The organism is Actinomadura parmotrematis, from assembly GCF_019458805.1.
In the GTDB taxonomy this organism is placed as follows: Bacteria; Actinomycetota; Actinomycetes; order Streptosporangiales; family Streptosporangiaceae; genus Spirillospora; species Spirillospora parmotrematis.
This window is the reverse complement of sequence record NZ_JAIBOA010000001.1, coordinates 560,618-577,179: the sequence shown is the minus strand read 5'-3', so window position 1 is coordinate 577,179 and position 16,562 is coordinate 560,618. Positions and strand designations below refer to the sequence as shown.

The window sequence follows — 16,562 nt, the reverse complement described above, 5'->3', positions numbered from 1 at the left end:
GCCGGTCCGGCGCCGATGATTCCATCCGGGAACCGAATTCGAATAGAGGGAACATCGGTGTGACCACGGGAGGAAGAAGTGCCTTCTTTCGCGCCCGCGAGGGCTGCGGAAAGATTGGCCGCAGTCGAGTGACAGGGAACCGGAAATGACAAAGATCGCCATTATCGTCGGGACCACGCGGCCGGGCCGGATCGGGCGCGCGGTCGCCGACTGGGTGCACCAGGTCGCGGGCAAGCGCACCGAGGCCGACTACGAGATCGTCGACCTCGCCGACCACGAGCTGCCGCACTACGACGAGCCGATCCCGGCCGCCGTCGGCCAGTACGCCGGCGAGCACACCAAGCGCTGGGCCGGGGTCGTGGCCGGCTACGACGGCTTCCTCGTGGTGACCCCCGAGTACAACCACGCGCCTCCCGGCGTGCTGAAGAACGCGTTCGACTACGTGCACGCCGAGTGGAACAACAAGGCGGTCGGGTTCGTCGGCTACGGCGCCGTCGGCGCCGCGCGGGCCGTCGAGCAGCTCAAGCTGGTCGCGACCGAGCTCAGCATCGCGCCGGTCGCCGCGCAGGTCACCCTGCTGATCCCGGGGGACTTCCCGAACTACCCCGAGTTCGCGCCGCAGGAGTTCCGCGAGGCCGAGCTGGAGCGGGTGCTGAACCAGCTGGAGTCCTGGTCCAAGGCGCTGGCGGCCGTCCGGGCCTGACCCCCGCACGCGCGAAGGGCGCGGGCACCCGCCTGGTGCCCGCGCCCTTCGCGCGTCCGGAGCCGGTCAGACGTCCAGCCGGGTGCCGTACAGGCGCGCGACGCGCAGCCTGATGACCAGGCGGCGGTCGAGCACCATCTGCTCCAGGAACGCCTTCTCGTCGGCGGCGTCGGCGAACGGCGGCTGCAGCCCGAGCAGCTCGCGGCCGGTCTCGTCGCCCGGCGCCGCGCTGGCGGCCGACAGCTCGGCGTCGCCCTCGGCGACGGCGAACGCCAGGTGGTCGGGGGTCGCGACGTGCAGCGCCGCGCGCGGGTCGCGGCGCAGCAGCCGGACCTTGGCGCGGCCCTCGGTGGTGCTGATCCGCGCCACCCGCTCGGCCGGATCCCAGTGGTAGGCGACGGTGGACAGGTGGGGGCGGCCGTCGCCCTTGTTGGCGGCGAGCACCCCCATCGCGTGCCCGGCGAGCAGTTCCGCCAGGGCGCCGCCGGACAGGGCCAGGGGGCCCGGCCCCCGGCCCGGCCCGTAGGTCACTTGGCCGGCTCCGGCGGGAACGCGATGACCCGGTGCGGCACCACGCGGACCACGACCCGCGACACGTCGTCCACGTCGTGGACCTCGTCGAGGTACTTCAGGGTGAGCTCGTCGGCCAGCTCCTTGCCGCCGCCCTCCAGCACCTTCGCGGTGCCGCGGATCTCGATCGAGGTGATCGGGTTCTCGATGTCGAACACCGACACGTTGACCCGCGGGTCGCGGGCGATGTTGCGCTCGGTGCGGCGGCCGGCGTGGGTGACGAACAGCAGCGCGTCGTCGGCGTCGCGCTTGATCAGCACGATCGAGGAATGCGGGCTGCCGTCCGCGTTCACGGTGGCGACCACGGGGAAATTCTTGTTGTCGATGAAGGCCCGCGTCTTCTCGTCGAGTTTCTCAGCCATGCCGCAAACGTATATTCGGGAGCGGCCACCGATATCCCCAGAGCACCCCCCTATTCCACCGTTCCGAAAGGAACGGGGTCCAGCCAGCCGCCGGTGACCGCGCCGGCCGCGGCGCCGTCCAGGTCGGCGAGCTTGCGGGCGACGAGGCGGCGGGTGTCGGGGGCGGTCTGGCAGCGGAACGGCGGGTCGTCGCGGCCGAGCAGGTCGGCGATGACGGCGGCGACCTCGGCCGCCGTCTGCGTCGCCGGCATCCCCGGCAGCTCGGCCCGCCACGCGATCGCGTTGTCGAGGTAGCGCCGCAGCACCTTGGTGTACGGCCCGGCCCCGGCGAGGACGCGGTCCCAGTCGGCGACGCGGGCGGCGCCGGTGCTCATCGGCCCGGCCTCCACCACCGACACCGCGACCCCGACGCGCCGCGCCACCGGCGCGAACGCCTCCAGGACGCCCTCCAGCGCGAACTTCGACCCCGAGTAGGACTCCTGGAACGGCAGCCCGAGCACGCCCGCGATGCTGCTCACCGCGACGAACCGGCCGCCGCCCGCGCGCAGGTGCGGCAGGCTGCCCTTCAGCAGCGCGACCGGCCCGAACACGTTCACCTCGAACGTCCTGCGGTAGCTGGCGAGGTCCTCGTTCTCGAAGGTGTCGACGCCGCTCACCCCGGCGTTGCTGACGACGGCGTGCAGGCCGCCGTGGCGGGCCGCGGCGGCGGCCACGAACGCCGGGATGGCGGCGTGGTCGGTGACGTCCAGCTCCGCGACCTCGACGGCGGCGCCGGACCGGGCGAGCAGCGCGTCCAGCCCGGCGGTGCGGTCGCGCGAGTGCACGGAAGCGACGACGCGGTAGCCGCGCTCGGCGAGCGCGACCGCCGTGCTCGCCCCGAGCCCCGACCCGCTGCCGGTGACGATCACCGCTCCGGACGGCGGCGGCGGTGCGGTCACCGCGCCGCCCTCGCGCGGGCGGCCGCGCCGAGCCGGGACTCGATGACGTCGGCGGCCCGGCGGGCGCCGCCGGACGCGCGGGCGTGCTCGCGCAGCTCCCGCACGCGCCCGCGCACCGCGCCGTCGGCCGCCACCGCCTCCACCTCGGCGACGAGCCGGCCGGCGTCCAGCTCCGCCGGCGCGATCACGCGGCCCGCGCCGAGCTCGGCGACCCGCTCGGCGTAGGGCAGGAAGTCGGGGACCGGCGGGACCACGACGACGGGCGTCGCGGTGTACCACGCCTCGACCAGCGAGCCGCTGCCGCCGTGCGTGACGAACACCTCGGCGTGCTCCAGGACGCTGACGTTGGACACCCAGCGGTGCACCTCCACGTTCGGCGCGAGAGCGGCGAGCCGCGCGACGTCGGCGTCGGCGAGGCCGTCGCCGACGGTGACGACGACGTGCCAGGGGCGCCCCGCGAACGCGCCCGCGACCGTCTCGAAGAACCCGGCGTCGCCGTTGCGGACGCTGCCGAGGGACACGAGCGCGACGCGCGGCGCGCCCGGCGGCGGCTCCCAGGTGCCGAGGAAGTCGCGCTTCTCCACGCTCGGCCCGACGAAGAAGACCTCCTCGGGGTCGAAGGTGGCGTGCTCGGGCTGGAGCGCGGCGGGCACGAACGCGATCGTGGGCTCGGCGACCCGCCGGACGCTCCACAGGAAGTCCGGCAGCCGGTCCGCCAGGCCGTGCCCGGCGAGCGCGGCGGCGATCTCCTCGACGGGGTCGGCGAGCCGGTGGCCGGGCGCGAGGCGCTCCATGTGGTCGAAGTAGGAGTAGTGCTCGTTGGACACCACGCTCGGGGTCAGCAGGAACGGCGGCAGGTCCCACAGCGCGGTCAGGAGGCGGCCCGCCTGGAAGGCCGCCTCGTCATAGGCGACGGCGTCGGGGCGCTCGTCGCCGAAGTGGTCGCGGGCGGCGCGCAGGATCGCCAGGTTCTCCCGGAAGAACGCGCGGGTCGCGGCGGCCGGGTCGCCGTCGGCCAGGCTGGCGAGGGGGTCGAGGGAGGGGTAGGTGACGACCTCGGCGCCGAACCGCCGGACCCGGTCGGCCGGCCCGCCCGCCACCACGTAGGTGACGCGGTGGCCGCGCCGGACGAGGTGGTCGACGAGGTCGAGCTTCGGCAGCACGTGGCCGTTGGAGGGGATGTCGAGGAACAGCAGGTGCAGCGGCGTGCCGTTCGAGGGCATGGGGGTGTTCCTTCCGCTCAGCCGAAGAACGCGAAGAACCGGGCCTCCAGGCTGATGCGCGGCCTGGCGTCCGGCCCCGCGCCCGGGACCGGGAACGCGGAGTGCAGGACGTTGACCGGGCGCCCGGAGTCGTGCCCGACGAAGACGAGCAGCTCGTGGCTGCGCATGTCGGGGAAGTAGTACCAGCGGTGCTCCTCGGAGTGGCGCACCAGCCGGGACTCGAACACGTTGCCCGGGTGGTCGGGCGGGCCGATGAGGTTGTCGTAGGAGACGGTGTGCGCGTCGGGGACGGTCCGCCCGTCGGTGAGGGCGAGCAGGCTGTCCTGCGGCGGGTCCGACAGCACCTGCCACGTCTGGTAGATCGCGAAGCGGTCGAAGTCGCGCGGCACCCGCGCGCCCTCGGCGTCGCGCAGGTGGCCGAGGAAGGTCTCGGCGGTCCGGGCGGTGTAGTCGAGGTGGGAGAACAGCGCGGGCCGCGGCCGCACGCCGCGCTCGGCCGGGTCGCCGGTGCGGCGCAGGACGTTCCAGTTGGCCTGCGGGAGCACCGCGGACGCGCCGGTCAGCTCGCGGATCACCCCGGCCAGCTCGGCGGCGTACCCGTCCGCCGGCTCGGTGCCGCGCACCGCCGCGATCTCGCGGTCGGCGAGGACGAACCCCTCCCGGTCGAGCGAGAGGTCCGGGCGGAGCGGGCGGGCGTCGTGGATGCGGACGGGGTACGGCCGGAACGCGATGTTCCCGCGCGCCGGCTCGACCAGGTCGATCCGTCCCCGGCCCTCGAAGGGGCCCGCGTAGTAGATGTCCGCCTGCACGGGGTCCGCGCTCATGCGCCGTCCTCCACGTCGTCGTCGGTCGGGTCCAGGCCGTACACGTCGCGGGCCGCGGCCGCCGAGACGAGGCCGTCGCGCACGTCGGCGCGGACGGCCGCGCGCGGCCGCTCCCGGGGGTCCCCGTAGCCGCCGCCACCGGAGGTGTGGATCTCGATGACGTCGCCGCGGTCGAGGACGAGGGTGCTGTTGGTGCGGGGCACGGTGACCCGCCCGTCGCGGTGCCGTACCACGCTGCGGTTCGCCGGCGCGGCGAGGCCGCCCGCCAGGCCGTAGGGGACGGTCCGCTCCAGGGCGCCCGAGCCGATGCAGACGACGCGGACGCCGTCCTGGTCGATGCGCCAGCGGGAGAACCCGCCGAGGCCGCCGCGCCAGCGGCCGGCGCCCGCCGAGTCGGTCGCGAAGCCCTGGTGCAGGACGGTCGCGGGCGCGCCGAGCTCGTGCAGCTCCACGTCCACCTCGCGGCCGCCGCCCATCGCGACCGGCGGCCCGATCGCGTCCCAGCCGTCGCAGCCGGCGGTGGCGCCCGAGCCGCCCTTCAGCGCGCCGGTGGCGCCGAACGGGCGGCCGGTGCGGGCGTCGACGCCGATGGCGGCGAAGGCGTAGCCGCGGCACCAGCCCGCGTGCGACAGCGCCGGGTCGGCCGCGGCGAGGGCGAGCCACACCGCCTCCACGATGGCCTCGCAGGCGGTGATGGTGCAGAGCGTCGTCGCGGCGGGCTCGACCGCGTGCGCGATCGTGCCCGGCCGGGTGCGGACCTCGATCGCCGACAGGGCGCCGCTCGTGCGGCGCTGCGCGGGGTCGGTCGCCCCGAACAGCGCGACGAGGGTGGCGGCGACGGTGTTGGCGCGGGTGGAGTTGGCGTAGCCGGCGACCTGCGGGTCCGAGCCGGTGAAGTCGAAGACGGCGCGCTCGCCCGCGACGGTGAGGCGGAGCCGCACCGCGATCGGCTCGCGGTGGTGCTCGCCGCCGTCGTCGAGGTGCCGGACGGCCTCGTACGTCCCGTCGGGCCAGCGGGCGATCTCGGCGCGCAGGTGCCGGGCCGACGCCGCGAGCTGGGCCGCCACCGCCTCCAGGACCGGGTCCACGCCGAACGCGTCGAGCATCGCGACCAGCTCGCGCTCCCCGATCGCGGCGGCCCCGATCTGGCAGTGCAGGTCGCCCTCGACGGCGTCGCGGAGCCGCAGGTTGAGCAGGATGAGATCCCAGACGTCGTCCTGCCGCTCGCCGCGCCGGTACAGCCGGACGGGCGGGACGCGCAGCGCGTCCTCCCAGCAGTCGCGGGCGCCGGGGTTGTAGCCGAGGCCCGCGCCGCTGCCGCCGACGTCGGCGTGGTGGCCCTTCGTCGCGGTCCAGAACCGCAGCACGCCCCGGTGGAAGACCGGTTTCAGGACGGTGACGTCCGGCGGGTGGTTGTTGCCGTGGTAGGGGTCGTTGAGGACGAACACGTCGCCCTCGCCGACGTCCCCGGCGAACTTGGCGAGGACGCCCTCGTAGGCGCTCGGCAGCGAGCCGGCGAGGACGGGGATGAAGTCCTTGGTGGCGATCCAGTTCCCGTCCGCGTCGAAGATCCCGGTCACCAGGTCGCGGCTCTGGAAGGCCGCCGACCGGCAGGACCGCAGCATCGCGTCGGCCATCCGCGCGGCGATGGCGTGCAGCCGGTTGTCGATCACCGAGGCGAGGACCGCCGTCATCGGACCGCCTCCGGCCGCGCGCCGCGCAGCCCGGCCAGCACGCCGGCCCGGTCGCGGTCCGCGCCGAACAGCAGGACGGTGCCGCTCGCGGTGATCTCGAACGCGAAGCCGGGCGGGACGACGGTGGTCGTCCCCTCCCCCGCCAGCAGGGCGGGTCCTTCCTGCCGCTCGTCCACCGGCACCGCTCCGACGTCGCGGACGGGCACCTCCCGGAAGGCGCCGTCGAACCAGGCCCGCCGCGTCCCGTCCCGCTCCGGCCCCGGCGGGGCGGCGGGGACGGCGGCGTCGGGGGCGAGGGTGGGGGAGCGCGCCTCCAGGCGGAGGTTGACCAGCTCGGTGGGCACCTCCGGCTGCGCGAAGCCGTACAGCCGCTCGTGCAGGCGGTGGAAGCGGGCCAGGAGTCCGGCCAGCGCGGCGGCGTCCACGCCCGGCCCGTCCGGGAACGGCACGGTGACCTCGTGGACCTGGCCGACGTAGCGGACGTCGGCGAGCCGGGTGAAGCGCAGGCCGGCGTCCACCGGCAGGTCCCGCGCGGCGTCGCCCTCCAATCGCGCGAACGCGGCCTCGGCCTCCGCCGGGTCGGTGGCGGCGGCGCGCGGGTCGCGGCCGAGCAGCGTATGGACGTAGTGGCGGACGAGGTCGGCGCGGAGCATGCCGCGCGCGCAGAGCACCGACGCGCCCGCGGGCACCACGACCAGGGGTATCTCCAGGTCGCGGGCGAGCTCCGCCGCGTGCACCGGCCCGGCGCCGCCGGCCGCGACGAGCGCGAGGCGGTGCGGGTCCAGGCCGTGCCGGGCGATCGCGAGCCGCAGGCTGTCGGCCATCTCGGCGTTGACGGCGCGGTGGACGCCCGCCGCCGCCTCCACCGGTCCGAGGCCGAGGCGCCGGCCGAGGCCGGCGAGGGCGTCGCGGGCCAGGTCCGCCGACGGTTCCAGGCCGTCGCCGAAGCCGCCCGCGAGGTAGCCGAGGAGCAGGTCGGCGTCGGTGACGGTCGGCTCCCCGCCGCCGCGCCCGTAGCAGGCGGGGCCGGGGTCGGCGCCCGCGCTCGCGGGGCCGACGCGCAGCAGGCCGCCGGGGGTCGTCCGGGCGATCGAGCCGCCGCCCGCGCCGATCGTCGCGATGTCGAGCATCGGCACCGAGACGGGGTGCCCCGCCGGCTCGGCCCGCGTGGTGATCCCGGTGGCGCCGCCGGACGACAGGCTCACCTCGAAGCTCGTGCCGCCCATGTCGATCGCCATCGCGTCGGGCACCCCGAGCTCGGCGGTGACGGCGGCCACGGCCGCGGGCGCGCCCGCCGGCCCCGACAGCAGGGTGCCGACGGCCCGCTCGGCGGCCCGCTCCATGTCGGCGACCCCGCCGTTGGACTGCACGACCAGCACCCGGCCGGTGTAGCCGAGACCGGCGAGGCGGCCGGACAGGCGGTCCAGGTGGGCGCGCAGGACGGGCCCGACGTAGGCGTTCAGCACCGTCGTCGAGGTCCGCTCGTACAGCCGGACCTCGGGCGCGACCCGCGACGACACCGACAGGAACACCCCGGGCAGCTCGGCCGCCAGGATCTCGGCGGCGCGCCGCTCGTGCCCTCCGTCGAGGTAGGAGAACACGAAGCAGACGGCGACGGCCTCGACGCCGGCGGCGCGGAAGCGCCGCGCCGCCCTCCGCACGCCGTCCTCGTCCAGCGGCACCGCCTCGGCGCCGGTGCGGTCCAGCCGCCCCGCGACCGTCTCGATCAGGTGCCGGGGGACGAGCGGCGGGGGCGGGGCGGTGCGCGAGTCGAACTGGTCGGCGCGGCTGCCCTGGCGGGCGAGCAGGACGTCGCGGAGGCCCTCGGTCGCCAGCAGCCCGGTCCGCGCGCCGGTCCCGGTGACGAGGGCGTTGGTGGTGATGGTGGTGCCGTGCACGAGGGCGTCGGTGCGGGCGAGCAGCCCGGCGAGCGGCAGGCCCGCCTTCGCGGCGAGCCCGCCGAGGCCGGCGACGAGCCCGTCGGACGGCTCGGCCGGCGTGGAGCCGGTCTTGTGGACCAGCTCCACGCCGTCCGGGCCGAGCAGCGCCAGATCGGTGAACGTGCCTCCGACGTCGACGGCGATGCGGTGGGTCACGACAGCCAGACGTCCTGGAGGGTGGGCAGCCGCGAGTCGGCGTCGAAGGCGAAGCCGTGGACCTTCTTGCCCGTCGCGACGACGTTGGTGTCCTCCACCAGCGGGGTGAACAGGCCCTCGCTCAGGATGCGCCGCTGCGCGTCGGCGAGGATCGTGTTGCGGGCCGCCTCGTCGGTGGTGGTCGCCTGCTTGGCGAGCAGCGGCTGCAGCGGGGCGTCCTGGATGTTGTAGAAGTTCGGCGGCGCGGTGCTGAACGTGCCGGCGAGGCCGACCCCGGCGTCCAGGGCGCCGGCGACGCCGGACAGGAACAGGTCCCACTTGGTGCGGGCCGTGAGCGCGGCCACCGACTGGGCGGCGGTCGCGAGCTCGGGCTTCAGCTCCACGCCGATCTTCTTGTACTGGGCGGTGACGAGCTCGACGAGCGGCTGGTCCCAGGGGTTGCCGCGGTCCAGCCAGCCGAGCTTGACGGTGAGGCGCTTGCCGTCCTTGGTGCGGATGCCGTCGCTCCCGGCCTTCCAGCCGGCCTTGTCCAGCAGCGCGGCCGCGGCCTGCTGGTCGGGCTTCAGCAGCGCGCTCTCGTCGGCGTGGCCGACGGTCGTGCCGGTGACGACGCTGTCCGGGACGCCCCACTCGGGGGTGAGGAGGGTGTCGCGGACCTGCTTGGCGTCCACGGCCTTGACGAGGGCCTGCCGGACGGCGACGTCGTTCAGCGGCGCGCGGTCGGCGCCCGTCACGACCAGGCCCTCGGCGAGGCGCGGGTTGCGCTGGGCGACGATGGCGTACCCGGCCGCGCGGACCGGGGCGATGTCGGCGGGGTTCAGCGCGCTCGCGAGCTGCACCTGGCCGGTCTTCAGCGCGCCGGTGCGCACGCTCGGCTCGGTGATGACCTTGTAGACGACCTTGTCGAGGTAGGCGTCGCCGGCGTTCTTGGCGGTCTTCGGGCCCCACTTGTAGCCGGTCCGCTTCGTCAGCACGACCTGGCTGTTCTTGGTGTAGGACTGCAGCACGAACGGACCGCTGCCGACGATCTTGTCGAAGCGGGCGTCCAGGGGCAGCGCGAGCGTCTTCGGCGCGAGGATGCCGAAGGCGGTGCCGGCCGCCCAGAGCGGCCACGTCGGGTAGGGCTTGGCGAAGTGCTGCACGACGGTGAGGTCGTCGGGCGCGTCGGTGCCCTTGTAGCCGCCCTGGTCCAGCAGCGCGACCGAGCTGGAGCCCGCGGTCTTGGCCTTGTTGGCGACGATGTCGTCGAAGTTGTCCTTGACGACCTTGGCGGTCAGCGGCGTGCCGTCGGAGAAGGTGACGCCGCTGCGCAGCTTGAAGGTGAACTCGGTCGCGTCGGCGTTGGCCTTGACCGACTCGGCGAGCCAGGGCACCGGCTTCTTGGTGGCCGGGTCGAGGGCGAGCAGCGAGTCGACGATCGGCCGCGACACCTCGCGGACGAGGGGGGTGACGGCGCGCGGGTTGACGCTGACCGGGTCGCCGCCGAGGGCGACGGTGAGGGTGCCGCCGGCCTTGGGCTTGCCGTCGCCCTTGTCGCCGGCCGCGGAGGAGCCGTCGCCGCAGGCGGCGAGCAGCAGTGCCGCCGCGGCGGCGACCGCCGCAATCTTGATCTTTCCGGTCGGGTTGGTCCTGTACACGGTCGGGGTTCTCCTTGTAGGGGTGTGGAGGGGGTGGCCGACGGTCTCAGCGGCGGCCGGGGATGGCGTCCAGCAGCTCCCGCGTGTAGGCGTGTCGCGCCGCCGCGAAGATCTGCTCGGTGGGGCCGGACTCGACCAGCCGGCCCCGGTGCAGCACGCCCACCTCGTCCGCGATGTGCCGGACCACCGCCAGGTCGTGGGAGATGAACAGGTAGCTCACGCCGAGCTCGGACTGGAGCGCGGCGAGCAGGTCGAGGATCTGGGCCTGCACGGAGACGTCGAGCGCGGACACGGGTTCGTCGCACACGACGAGTTCGGGGTTGAGCACGAGCGCCCGGGCGATCGCCACCCGCTGGCGCTGCCCGCCCGACAGCTCGGCCGGCCGCCGGCCGAGCACCGCCGCGGGCAGCGCGACGAGGTCGATCAGCTCCTTCGCCCGGTGGCGCCGCCGCGCCCGGGAGCCCAGTCCGAAGGAGGCGAGCGGATCGGTGACGATCTGCTCCACCGAGCGCCGCGGGTCCAGCGACGCGAAGGGGTTCTGGTGGACGATCTGCATGCGGCGGCGCAGCAGGCGCTGCCGGGCGCCGCGCGCGGCGGTGACGTCCTCGCCGCCGAGCAGGATCCGGCCGGACGTCGGGTCGGCGAGCCGCAGGATCAGCCGTGCGATGGTGGACTTGCCCGATCCCGACTCGCCGACGAGGCCGTAGGTGCGGCCGCGGGCGATCGCGAGGCTCACGCCGTCGACGGCGCGCAGGGTGCCGGGCCGGTCGGCGGAGCGGGGCAGCCGGAAGTCCTTGGTGAGGTCCTCGACGGCGACGACGGGCGGGGCCGTCCCGTCGTCGCCCGCCGGGGCGGGCGCGGGCCGCGCGTCCGCGAAGGGGTCGCCGGGGGCGCCGCCCGGCAGGGCGGCGAGCTCCAGGCGGCGCGGGCGCGGCGTCCGGGCGAGGCCCGGCGCGGCGTCGATCAGGGCCCGCGTGTAGGGGTCGCGGGGGGCGGCGAGGACGTCGCCGGGCGCGCCCTGCTCGACGATGGCGCCGGCCCGCATCACCAGGACGCGGTCGGCGCGCTCGGCGGCGACGCCGAGGTCGTGGGTGATGAGCAGCAGGCTGGTGCCCGACTCGCGGACCAGGCCGCCGATGTGGTCCAGGATGCGGCGCTGCACGGTGACGTCGAGGGCGCTCGTCGGCTCGTCGGCCACGATGAGCCGGGGGCGCGCCGCGATCGCGATGGCGATGAGGGCGCGCTGGCGCATGCCGCCCGACAGCTGCGAGGGGTACTGGCGGGCCCGGACCTCGGGGTCGGGCAGGCCGGCGTCGGCGAGGAGCTCCAGGGTGCGGGCCCGGACGGTGCCCCGGTCCGCGTTGCCCGAGAGGCGGAGCGCCTCGGCGACCTGGGCGCCGATCCGCTGCACGGGGTTCAGCGAGGTGCCGGGGTCCTGCGGGATGAGCGCGATCTGCCGGCCGCGCAGCTCGCGCCAGCCGCGTTCGGGCAGCCCGGCGAGGTCGCGGCCGGCGAAGCCGATCCGGCCGCCGGTGACGGCGGCCGACCGCGGGAGCAGGCCGAGCAGCGCGTACGCGGTCGTGGACTTGCCCGACCCGGACTCGCCGACGATCGCGACCGTCTCCCCCTCCCCCACGGTGAAGGTCGCCGCCTCGACCGCGCGGACGGCCGACCGGCGGGTGCGGTACCGCACCGCCAGGTCCTCGACCTCCAGCAGCGCCGCGCTCATCGCCGGCCCGTCCTTTCCTCGACGGCGTGCGAGACCCGGTTGGCGGCCAGCACGGTCAGCGCGACGACCGCGCCCGGGAGGAGCGACAGCCACCACGCGCTGCCGAGGAAGTCGCGCCCGGAGGAGACCAGGGCGCCCCATTCGGGCGTCGGCGGCTGCGCGCCGAACCCGAGGAAGCTGAGGGTGGTCACGCCGAGGATCGCCTCGCCGAACAGCAGCAGGGTGAGCACCCACACCGGGCCCAGGGAGTTCGGCAGCACGTGGCGCAGCACGACGCGCGTCCAGCGCGCCCCGCCGGTCCGCGCGGCCTCCACGAAGCCGCTCTCCGACACCCGCAGCACCTCGGCGCGCATCACCCGCGCGGTGCTGGCGACGGCGGCGACGCCGATTGCGATCCCGACGTCCAGGGTGTCGCCCTCGCCGAGCACCGCGACCAGCATCAGCGCGAGCAGCAGGCCGGGGATCGACAGCAGCACGTCGATCAACCGCATGATCACCAGGTCGGTCGCGGCGCGCAGGAACCCCGCCAGCAGGCCGAGCAGGGTGCCGGCGCCGAGGCCGACGACCGTCGCGAGCGCCGCCGCCGGCAGCGTCCGGCCGGTGCCGTGGACGGTCTCGCCGAACAGGTCGCGGCCGAGCCGGTCGGTGCCGAACAGGTGGTCGAGGGACGGGCCCTGGAGGCGGGCGGCGGGGTCGATGGCGAGCGGGTCGCCCGGCGCGAACAGCGACGGCGCGACGGCCGCGGCGACGACGAGGACGATCCAGAGGGCCGACAGGGCCGCCCCCGGGTGGCGGAGGAGGACCGCCAGCGAGCGCAGCACGGCCCGCGGGAGCCCCGGCCGCCGCGCCGTCCCCGGTCCGGGGCGGCGCTCGCCGGCGGGGCGGGCGAGATCGGTGACCGACATCGCGCTCACCCCCGGCCCGCGAGGCCGAACAGCGTGAACCGGGCCGTCCCGGCGGTCCGGCGCTCGATCGCGAGCCGCGGATCGAGCACCTGGTAGAGCAGGTCGACGGCGAGGTTCACGGTGACGAACACCGCCGCGCCGAGCAGCACGACGCCCTGCACGACGGGCAGGTCCTCGGCGGCCACCGCGCCCTGGGTGATCCGGCCGAGGCCGTTGCGGGAGAACACCGCCTCGACGACGATCGCGCCGGTGAGCAGCCCGCCGACGAGCAGCCCGGCGAGCGTCAGCGTCGGCAGCGCGGCGTTGCGGAGGACGTGCCGGACGTTCACCCGGAACGGTCCCGCGCCCTTGGCGCGCGCGACGTCCACGTAGTCCTTGCCGAGCTCGCCCTCCATGCTGCGGGCCAGGACCTGCCCGATCAGGGCGGCGGGCTGGACGGCGATGGTCGCGGCGGGCAGCACCAGGCCGCGCCAGCCGCCCTCGCCGATGGCCGGCAGCACGTTCCAGGCGAAGGCGAACCACTGGAGCAGCAGCAGCCCGACGACGAAGGACGGGATCGCGACGCCGAGCGGCGGCAGGCCGAGCAGCGCCTGCCGCAGCCACCGGTACGGCGTCACCGTGGCCAGCACCGCGAGCCCGGTCCCGAGCAGCGCCCCGAGGACGAGGCCGAGGCCCGCCACCGCCAGCGTCGGCGGCAGCGCCGCGCCGATCAGGGAGGTCACCGGCTCGCCCGACTGGAGCGAGGTGCCGAGGTCGCCGTGCAGGGCGCCGCCCAGCTTGGCGAGGTACTGCCCGGCCAGCGGCCGGTCCAGGCCCATCTCGTGCCGGAGCTCGGCGAGCTGCTCGGGCGTGACGCTGTTGTTGGCGCCCGCCGCGATCGCGGCGGGATCGCTCGGCAGCGCGTAGAGGACGGCGAACGAGAGCGTGTACGCCGCCCAAAGGACGAAAACGCCCTGCAGCACTCGCCCCACCAGAAACCGCGCCATCGATTCCAACGACCTTTCCCGCCGATCCCCCGGCGTTTCCCGTTAATGCACCAGGCTGCCGCTAACGGCATTTCCGGAACCCCTTCGGCAACCCCCTATGCCACCCCTGAATCGGCGGGGACGCCCGGTTCGGCGAACGTGTGGGAGCCGGGGCCGGCCTCGGCGCGCGCGCCGCCCGGCAGGACGATCTCTGCGGTCGTGCCGGGCGGGACCGTGACGTCCAGGCGGAACCGGCCGTCCGCGAGGCGCCAGGCGACCTCGATCCGCCCGTAGGGGCAGTCGTAGGTCACCTCCGCATGGGTGAGGCCGCCGCCCGGCTGCGGCGCGACGCGGAACCGCCGGTAGGCGGGGACGTCCTCGGCGGGCCGCAGGCCGGCGACGTGGCCGTGCAGGAACTCCACGACGCTCGCCCGGGTCGGCATGTTCAGCGCCAGCATCGTGGTGCCGTCGGGGGCGATGCCGTCCCAGGTCTCCCAGAAGGTGGTGCCGCCGTTGTCGAGCACCGACATCCAGGACCGCGAGCCGTGCCGGAGCAGCAGCTCGTAGGCGAGGTCGAGGTGGCCGTTGTCGGCGAGGACGGGCAGCAGCAGGTGCGTGGTGGGCAGCCCGGTGCCGGGCCGGGTGCCGGCGGCGCGGATCAGCTCGGCGAGCCGGGCGGCGGTGCGCGGGCGCAGCTCTTCGGGGACCAGGTCGTAGGCGAGGGCGCGCAGGTGCGTGGCCTGGGTGTCGCAGGTCAGGGCGCCGCCGGGGGTGACGAACTCGGCCTGCCAGGCGGCGCGGACGCTGCCCGCGAGCCGCCCGTAGCGGTCGGCGTCGGCGGCCCGGCCGAGGACGCCGGCGATGCGCGCCAGCAGCCGCGCCGACCGGTGGAAGTAGGCGGTGGCGAAGGCCGCGTGGTCGCGCCCGGTCATCTCCTCGACGACGGCGGCGGTGAAGGAGTCCAGGTCGGTGGCCCAGGTGGTGCGCCGGCGGCCGGGCGTCACCGGGCGCCGCGGCGGGTCGGGTTCCAGGTGCTCCCCGAAGTGGTAGCCGGTGTCCCAGAGGAACGCCTCGTGCGGCGCCGGGACGGGCCGCGCGGCGCGCCGGCCCGGGTGGCGCCCGGTGCGGGCGATGCGGGCGACCCGCTCGACCCAGGCGGTCATCGAGGCGTACTGGCGGTCCAGCAGGCCGTCGTCGCCGTAGGCCCGCCAGGTCTCCCAGGGCACCGTGACGGCCGCGTCGCCGAAGCCCGCCTGCCCGTGCGGGATGGCGAACCGGGCCGTCGTGCTGGCGGGGCCGAGGGGGTCGGGCGCGTAGTTGCGCACCGTCCCGTCCGGCCACTGGTCGGCGGCGAGGTCGGCGAGCCACTTGGCGCTCAGCCCGGACACGTCGTTCAGCAGCAGCGCGCCCCGGATGTTCCAGCCGAAGTCGGTCCAGCCCGCGACCTCCCGGGTGATCTCGGCCGTCGGGACGTCGCACGCCTGGTTGCGGTAGGTCCAGTAGGCGATCTCGTGGAGGCGCTCCAGGCGCGGGTCGCTGCACCGGAACCAGCCGGTGCGCGGCAGGTCGGAGCTGACGGCGACGGCCACGGCGCTCTCCGCCGCGATCTCGCCCGGATGGCCGTCCACCTGCACGTAGCGGAAGCCGTGGCGGGTGTGCCGGGGCTCGAACGCCGGGCCGCCGGGCCCGCCGGAGATGACCAGGTCGGTCTGGACGCCGCGGGCCGGCTCGTACCAGCGCAGCGTGGCCTGGCCGCTCGCGGTGCTGACGTCGCGGCCGTCCGGCAGGAGGGCCTCGGCGTGCGTCAGCGCGAGCAGGGTGCCGCGCGGGCCGAGGTCGGCGAGCCGCACCCGGCCGCCGAGGTTCTGGCCGAAGTCGATGATGTGCCGGCCCCGCCGCGGCCGGGTGATCGCGACCGGGCGCAGCTCCTGGAGGCGCCGCACCGGCGGCGCGGGCGAGGAGATCAGGCGGGCCGCCGGGCGGGCGCGGGGCACCACCGGATCCCAGTCGCCGCCCGCGCCGGGGGCGCTCCATCCGGGCGGCTCGTCGCGCAGGTCGGCCGCGACGCCGTCGAAGAAGTCGGCCGCCTTCACGGCGCCGACCGCCGACCGCCAGTCCGGGCCCGTGCCCGCCACCGTCGTGGTGCCGTCCTCGTGGTCGACGTGCAGCTGGACGAGGAGGGCGGTGCGGTCGCCGAACCCGTCGGGCAGGCGGTGGTAGGAGGTGCGGCCGCGGAACCAGCCGTCGCTGAGGACCGCGCCGAGCACGTTGGCGCCCCGCCGGACCGCCCCGGTCACGTCGTAGGCCTGGACGTGCAGGTGGCTGCGGTAGGCGGTGAAGCCGGGGGCGAGCTCGGCGTCCCCGACGCGCTCGCCGTTCAGGAAGAGCTCGTAGAGGCCCTGCGCGGTGGCGTACACCCGCGCGCGGGCGACCGCGCGGTCGACGGTGAACCCGCCGCGCAGGTGGTGGGCGGGGCGGAAGCCCGCGGGCGGCACCGCGCCCTCGGCGGGACCGATCCAGCCCGCGACCCAGTCGTCCCGGTCGAGCAGGCCCGTCTCCCAGCGGATGGGCGCCGACCAGGAGCTGAGCCCGGCGTCGGTGCGGACCTGCACCGCGCAGCGCACCTCCTCCCGCGACGCGGGCGGTGGCCCGCCGTAGGGGACGAACAGGCTGCGGTCGGAGGTGACCCAGCCGGTGTCCCACGGCCGGTCCCCCGCGCCGCCCTTGATCCGGTAGGCGCGCTGCGCGGCGGTGCCGGGCGGCAGCCGCCAGCTGATCCGGGGGGCGCGCTCGGTCAGGCCGAGCGGGGCGGGGCGGTGCTCCACCCGCAGATCGGTCGGTGCGGACACACCTCACCCCGTTTCGGTCCATTCCGGATCGCAAGTGCGCACAGGAAAGCACAGGACCCGGCGGTAA

13 protein-coding genes are annotated in these 16,562 nt (G+C 75.8%); 1 reads left to right on the top strand and 12 read right to left on the bottom strand.

What is annotated here, in order from left to right:
* The first annotated feature begins 145 nt into the window (after nucleotides 1-145).
* Nucleotides 146-703: an NADPH-dependent FMN reductase gene (locus tag K1Y72_RS02710; protein ID WP_220162812.1), complete on the top strand. Its 558-nt coding sequence runs from the start codon at nucleotides 146-148 to the stop codon at nucleotides 701-703.
* A gap of 66 nt (nucleotides 704-769) precedes the next feature.
* On the opposite strand, the gene K1Y72_RS02705 is transcribed toward K1Y72_RS02710, so the two are convergent.
* The 12 genes from K1Y72_RS02705 to K1Y72_RS02650 all read right to left on the bottom strand — a co-directional run bounded on the left by K1Y72_RS02705 (nucleotide 770) and on the right by K1Y72_RS02650 (nucleotide 16,495).
* A complete protein-coding gene (locus K1Y72_RS02705) occupies nucleotides 770-1,234 on the bottom strand; it encodes a TIGR03618 family F420-dependent PPOX class oxidoreductase (RefSeq protein ID WP_308286845.1) in 465 nt (154 codons plus the stop codon).
* The gene (locus K1Y72_RS02700; RefSeq protein WP_220162811.1) at nucleotides 1,231-1,635 is read right to left on the bottom strand and encodes a PPOX class F420-dependent oxidoreductase; all 405 of its coding nucleotides are present in this window, start codon (nucleotides 1,633-1,635) and stop codon (nucleotides 1,231-1,233) included. The genes K1Y72_RS02705 and K1Y72_RS02700 overlap by 4 nt, the downstream gene beginning before the upstream one ends.
* Nucleotides 1,636-1,685: 50 nt before the next feature.
* Nucleotides 1,686-2,573, bottom strand: a complete 888-nt coding sequence (locus K1Y72_RS02695; protein WP_220162810.1) for an SDR family NAD(P)-dependent oxidoreductase — start codon at nucleotides 2,571-2,573, stop codon at nucleotides 1,686-1,688.
* Complete coding sequence (locus tag K1Y72_RS02690; RefSeq protein ID WP_220162809.1) at nucleotides 2,570-3,796, bottom strand: macrolide family glycosyltransferase; 1,227 nt, start codon at nucleotides 3,794-3,796, stop codon at nucleotides 2,570-2,572. Before K1Y72_RS02690 ends, K1Y72_RS02695 begins: the two co-directional genes overlap by 4 nt.
* Before the next feature lie 17 nt (nucleotides 3,797-3,813).
* The gene (locus K1Y72_RS02685; protein WP_220162808.1) at nucleotides 3,814-4,620 is read right to left on the bottom strand and encodes a CmcJ/NvfI family oxidoreductase; all 807 of its coding nucleotides are present in this window, start codon (nucleotides 4,618-4,620) and stop codon (nucleotides 3,814-3,816) included.
* Nucleotides 4,617-6,314, bottom strand: a complete 1,698-nt coding sequence (locus tag K1Y72_RS02680; protein WP_220162807.1) for a hydantoinase B/oxoprolinase family protein — start codon at nucleotides 6,312-6,314, stop codon at nucleotides 4,617-4,619. The genes K1Y72_RS02685 and K1Y72_RS02680 overlap by 4 nt, the downstream gene beginning before the upstream one ends.
* Nucleotides 6,311-8,410 carry a hydantoinase/oxoprolinase family protein gene (locus K1Y72_RS02675; RefSeq protein WP_220162806.1) on the bottom strand — a complete coding sequence of 700 codons (2,100 nt, stop codon included), beginning with the start codon at nucleotides 8,408-8,410 and terminating at the stop codon, nucleotides 6,311-6,313. The genes K1Y72_RS02680 and K1Y72_RS02675 overlap by 4 nt, the downstream gene beginning before the upstream one ends.
* Entirely contained in the window at nucleotides 8,407-10,047 is a 1,641-nt protein-coding gene (locus K1Y72_RS02670; protein WP_220162805.1) for an ABC transporter substrate-binding protein, read from the bottom strand. The genes K1Y72_RS02675 and K1Y72_RS02670 overlap by 4 nt, the downstream gene beginning before the upstream one ends.
* A 46-nt stretch (nucleotides 10,048-10,093) precedes the next feature.
* Nucleotides 10,094-11,776, bottom strand: a complete 1,683-nt coding sequence (locus K1Y72_RS02665; RefSeq protein WP_220162804.1) for a dipeptide ABC transporter ATP-binding protein — start codon at nucleotides 11,774-11,776, stop codon at nucleotides 10,094-10,096.
* A complete protein-coding gene (locus K1Y72_RS02660; protein ID WP_220162803.1) occupies nucleotides 11,773-12,681 on the bottom strand; it encodes an ABC transporter permease in 909 nt (302 codons plus the stop codon). Before K1Y72_RS02660 ends, K1Y72_RS02665 begins: the two co-directional genes overlap by 4 nt.
* Before the next feature lie 5 nt (nucleotides 12,682-12,686).
* Nucleotides 12,687-13,667 (bottom strand): ABC transporter permease, encoded by a 981-nt coding sequence (locus K1Y72_RS02655; protein ID WP_220162802.1) that lies wholly within the window; start codon nucleotides 13,665-13,667, stop codon nucleotides 12,687-12,689.
* A 95-nt stretch (nucleotides 13,668-13,762) separates the two neighbouring features.
* Nucleotides 13,763-16,495, bottom strand: coding sequence for a family 78 glycoside hydrolase catalytic domain (locus K1Y72_RS02650; RefSeq protein ID WP_220162801.1), 2,733 nt, complete (start codon nucleotides 16,493-16,495; stop codon nucleotides 13,763-13,765).
* Between the last annotated feature and the right edge of the window lie 67 nt (nucleotides 16,496-16,562).

What these genes read in the sequence shown, in the direction of transcription:
- K1Y72_RS02690 (WP_220162809.1), bottom strand. Translation starts at nt 3,796, where the DNA reads ATGCCCTCGAACGGCACGCCGCTGCACCTGCTGTTCCTCGACATCCCC.
- K1Y72_RS02710 (WP_220162812.1), top strand. Translation starts at nt 146, where the DNA reads ATGACAAAGATCGCCATTATCGTCGGGACCACGCGGCCGGGCCGGATC.
- K1Y72_RS02685 (WP_220162808.1), bottom strand. Translation starts at nt 4,620, where the DNA reads ATGAGCGCGGACCCCGTGCAGGCGGACATCTACTACGCGGGCCCCTTC.
- K1Y72_RS02700 (WP_220162811.1), bottom strand. Translation starts at nt 1,635, where the DNA reads ATGGCTGAGAAACTCGACGAGAAGACGCGGGCCTTCATCGACAACAAG.
- K1Y72_RS02665 (WP_220162804.1), bottom strand. Translation starts at nt 11,776, where the DNA reads ATGAGCGCGGCGCTGCTGGAGGTCGAGGACCTGGCGGTGCGGTACCGC.
- K1Y72_RS02660 (WP_220162803.1), bottom strand. Translation starts at nt 12,681, where the DNA reads ATGTCGGTCACCGATCTCGCCCGCCCCGCCGGCGAGCGCCGCCCCGGA.
- K1Y72_RS02655 (WP_220162802.1), bottom strand. Translation starts at nt 13,667, where the DNA reads ATGGCGCGGTTTCTGGTGGGGCGAGTGCTGCAGGGCGTTTTCGTCCTT.
- K1Y72_RS02680 (WP_220162807.1), bottom strand. Translation starts at nt 6,314, where the DNA reads ATGACGGCGGTCCTCGCCTCGGTGATCGACAACCGGCTGCACGCCATC.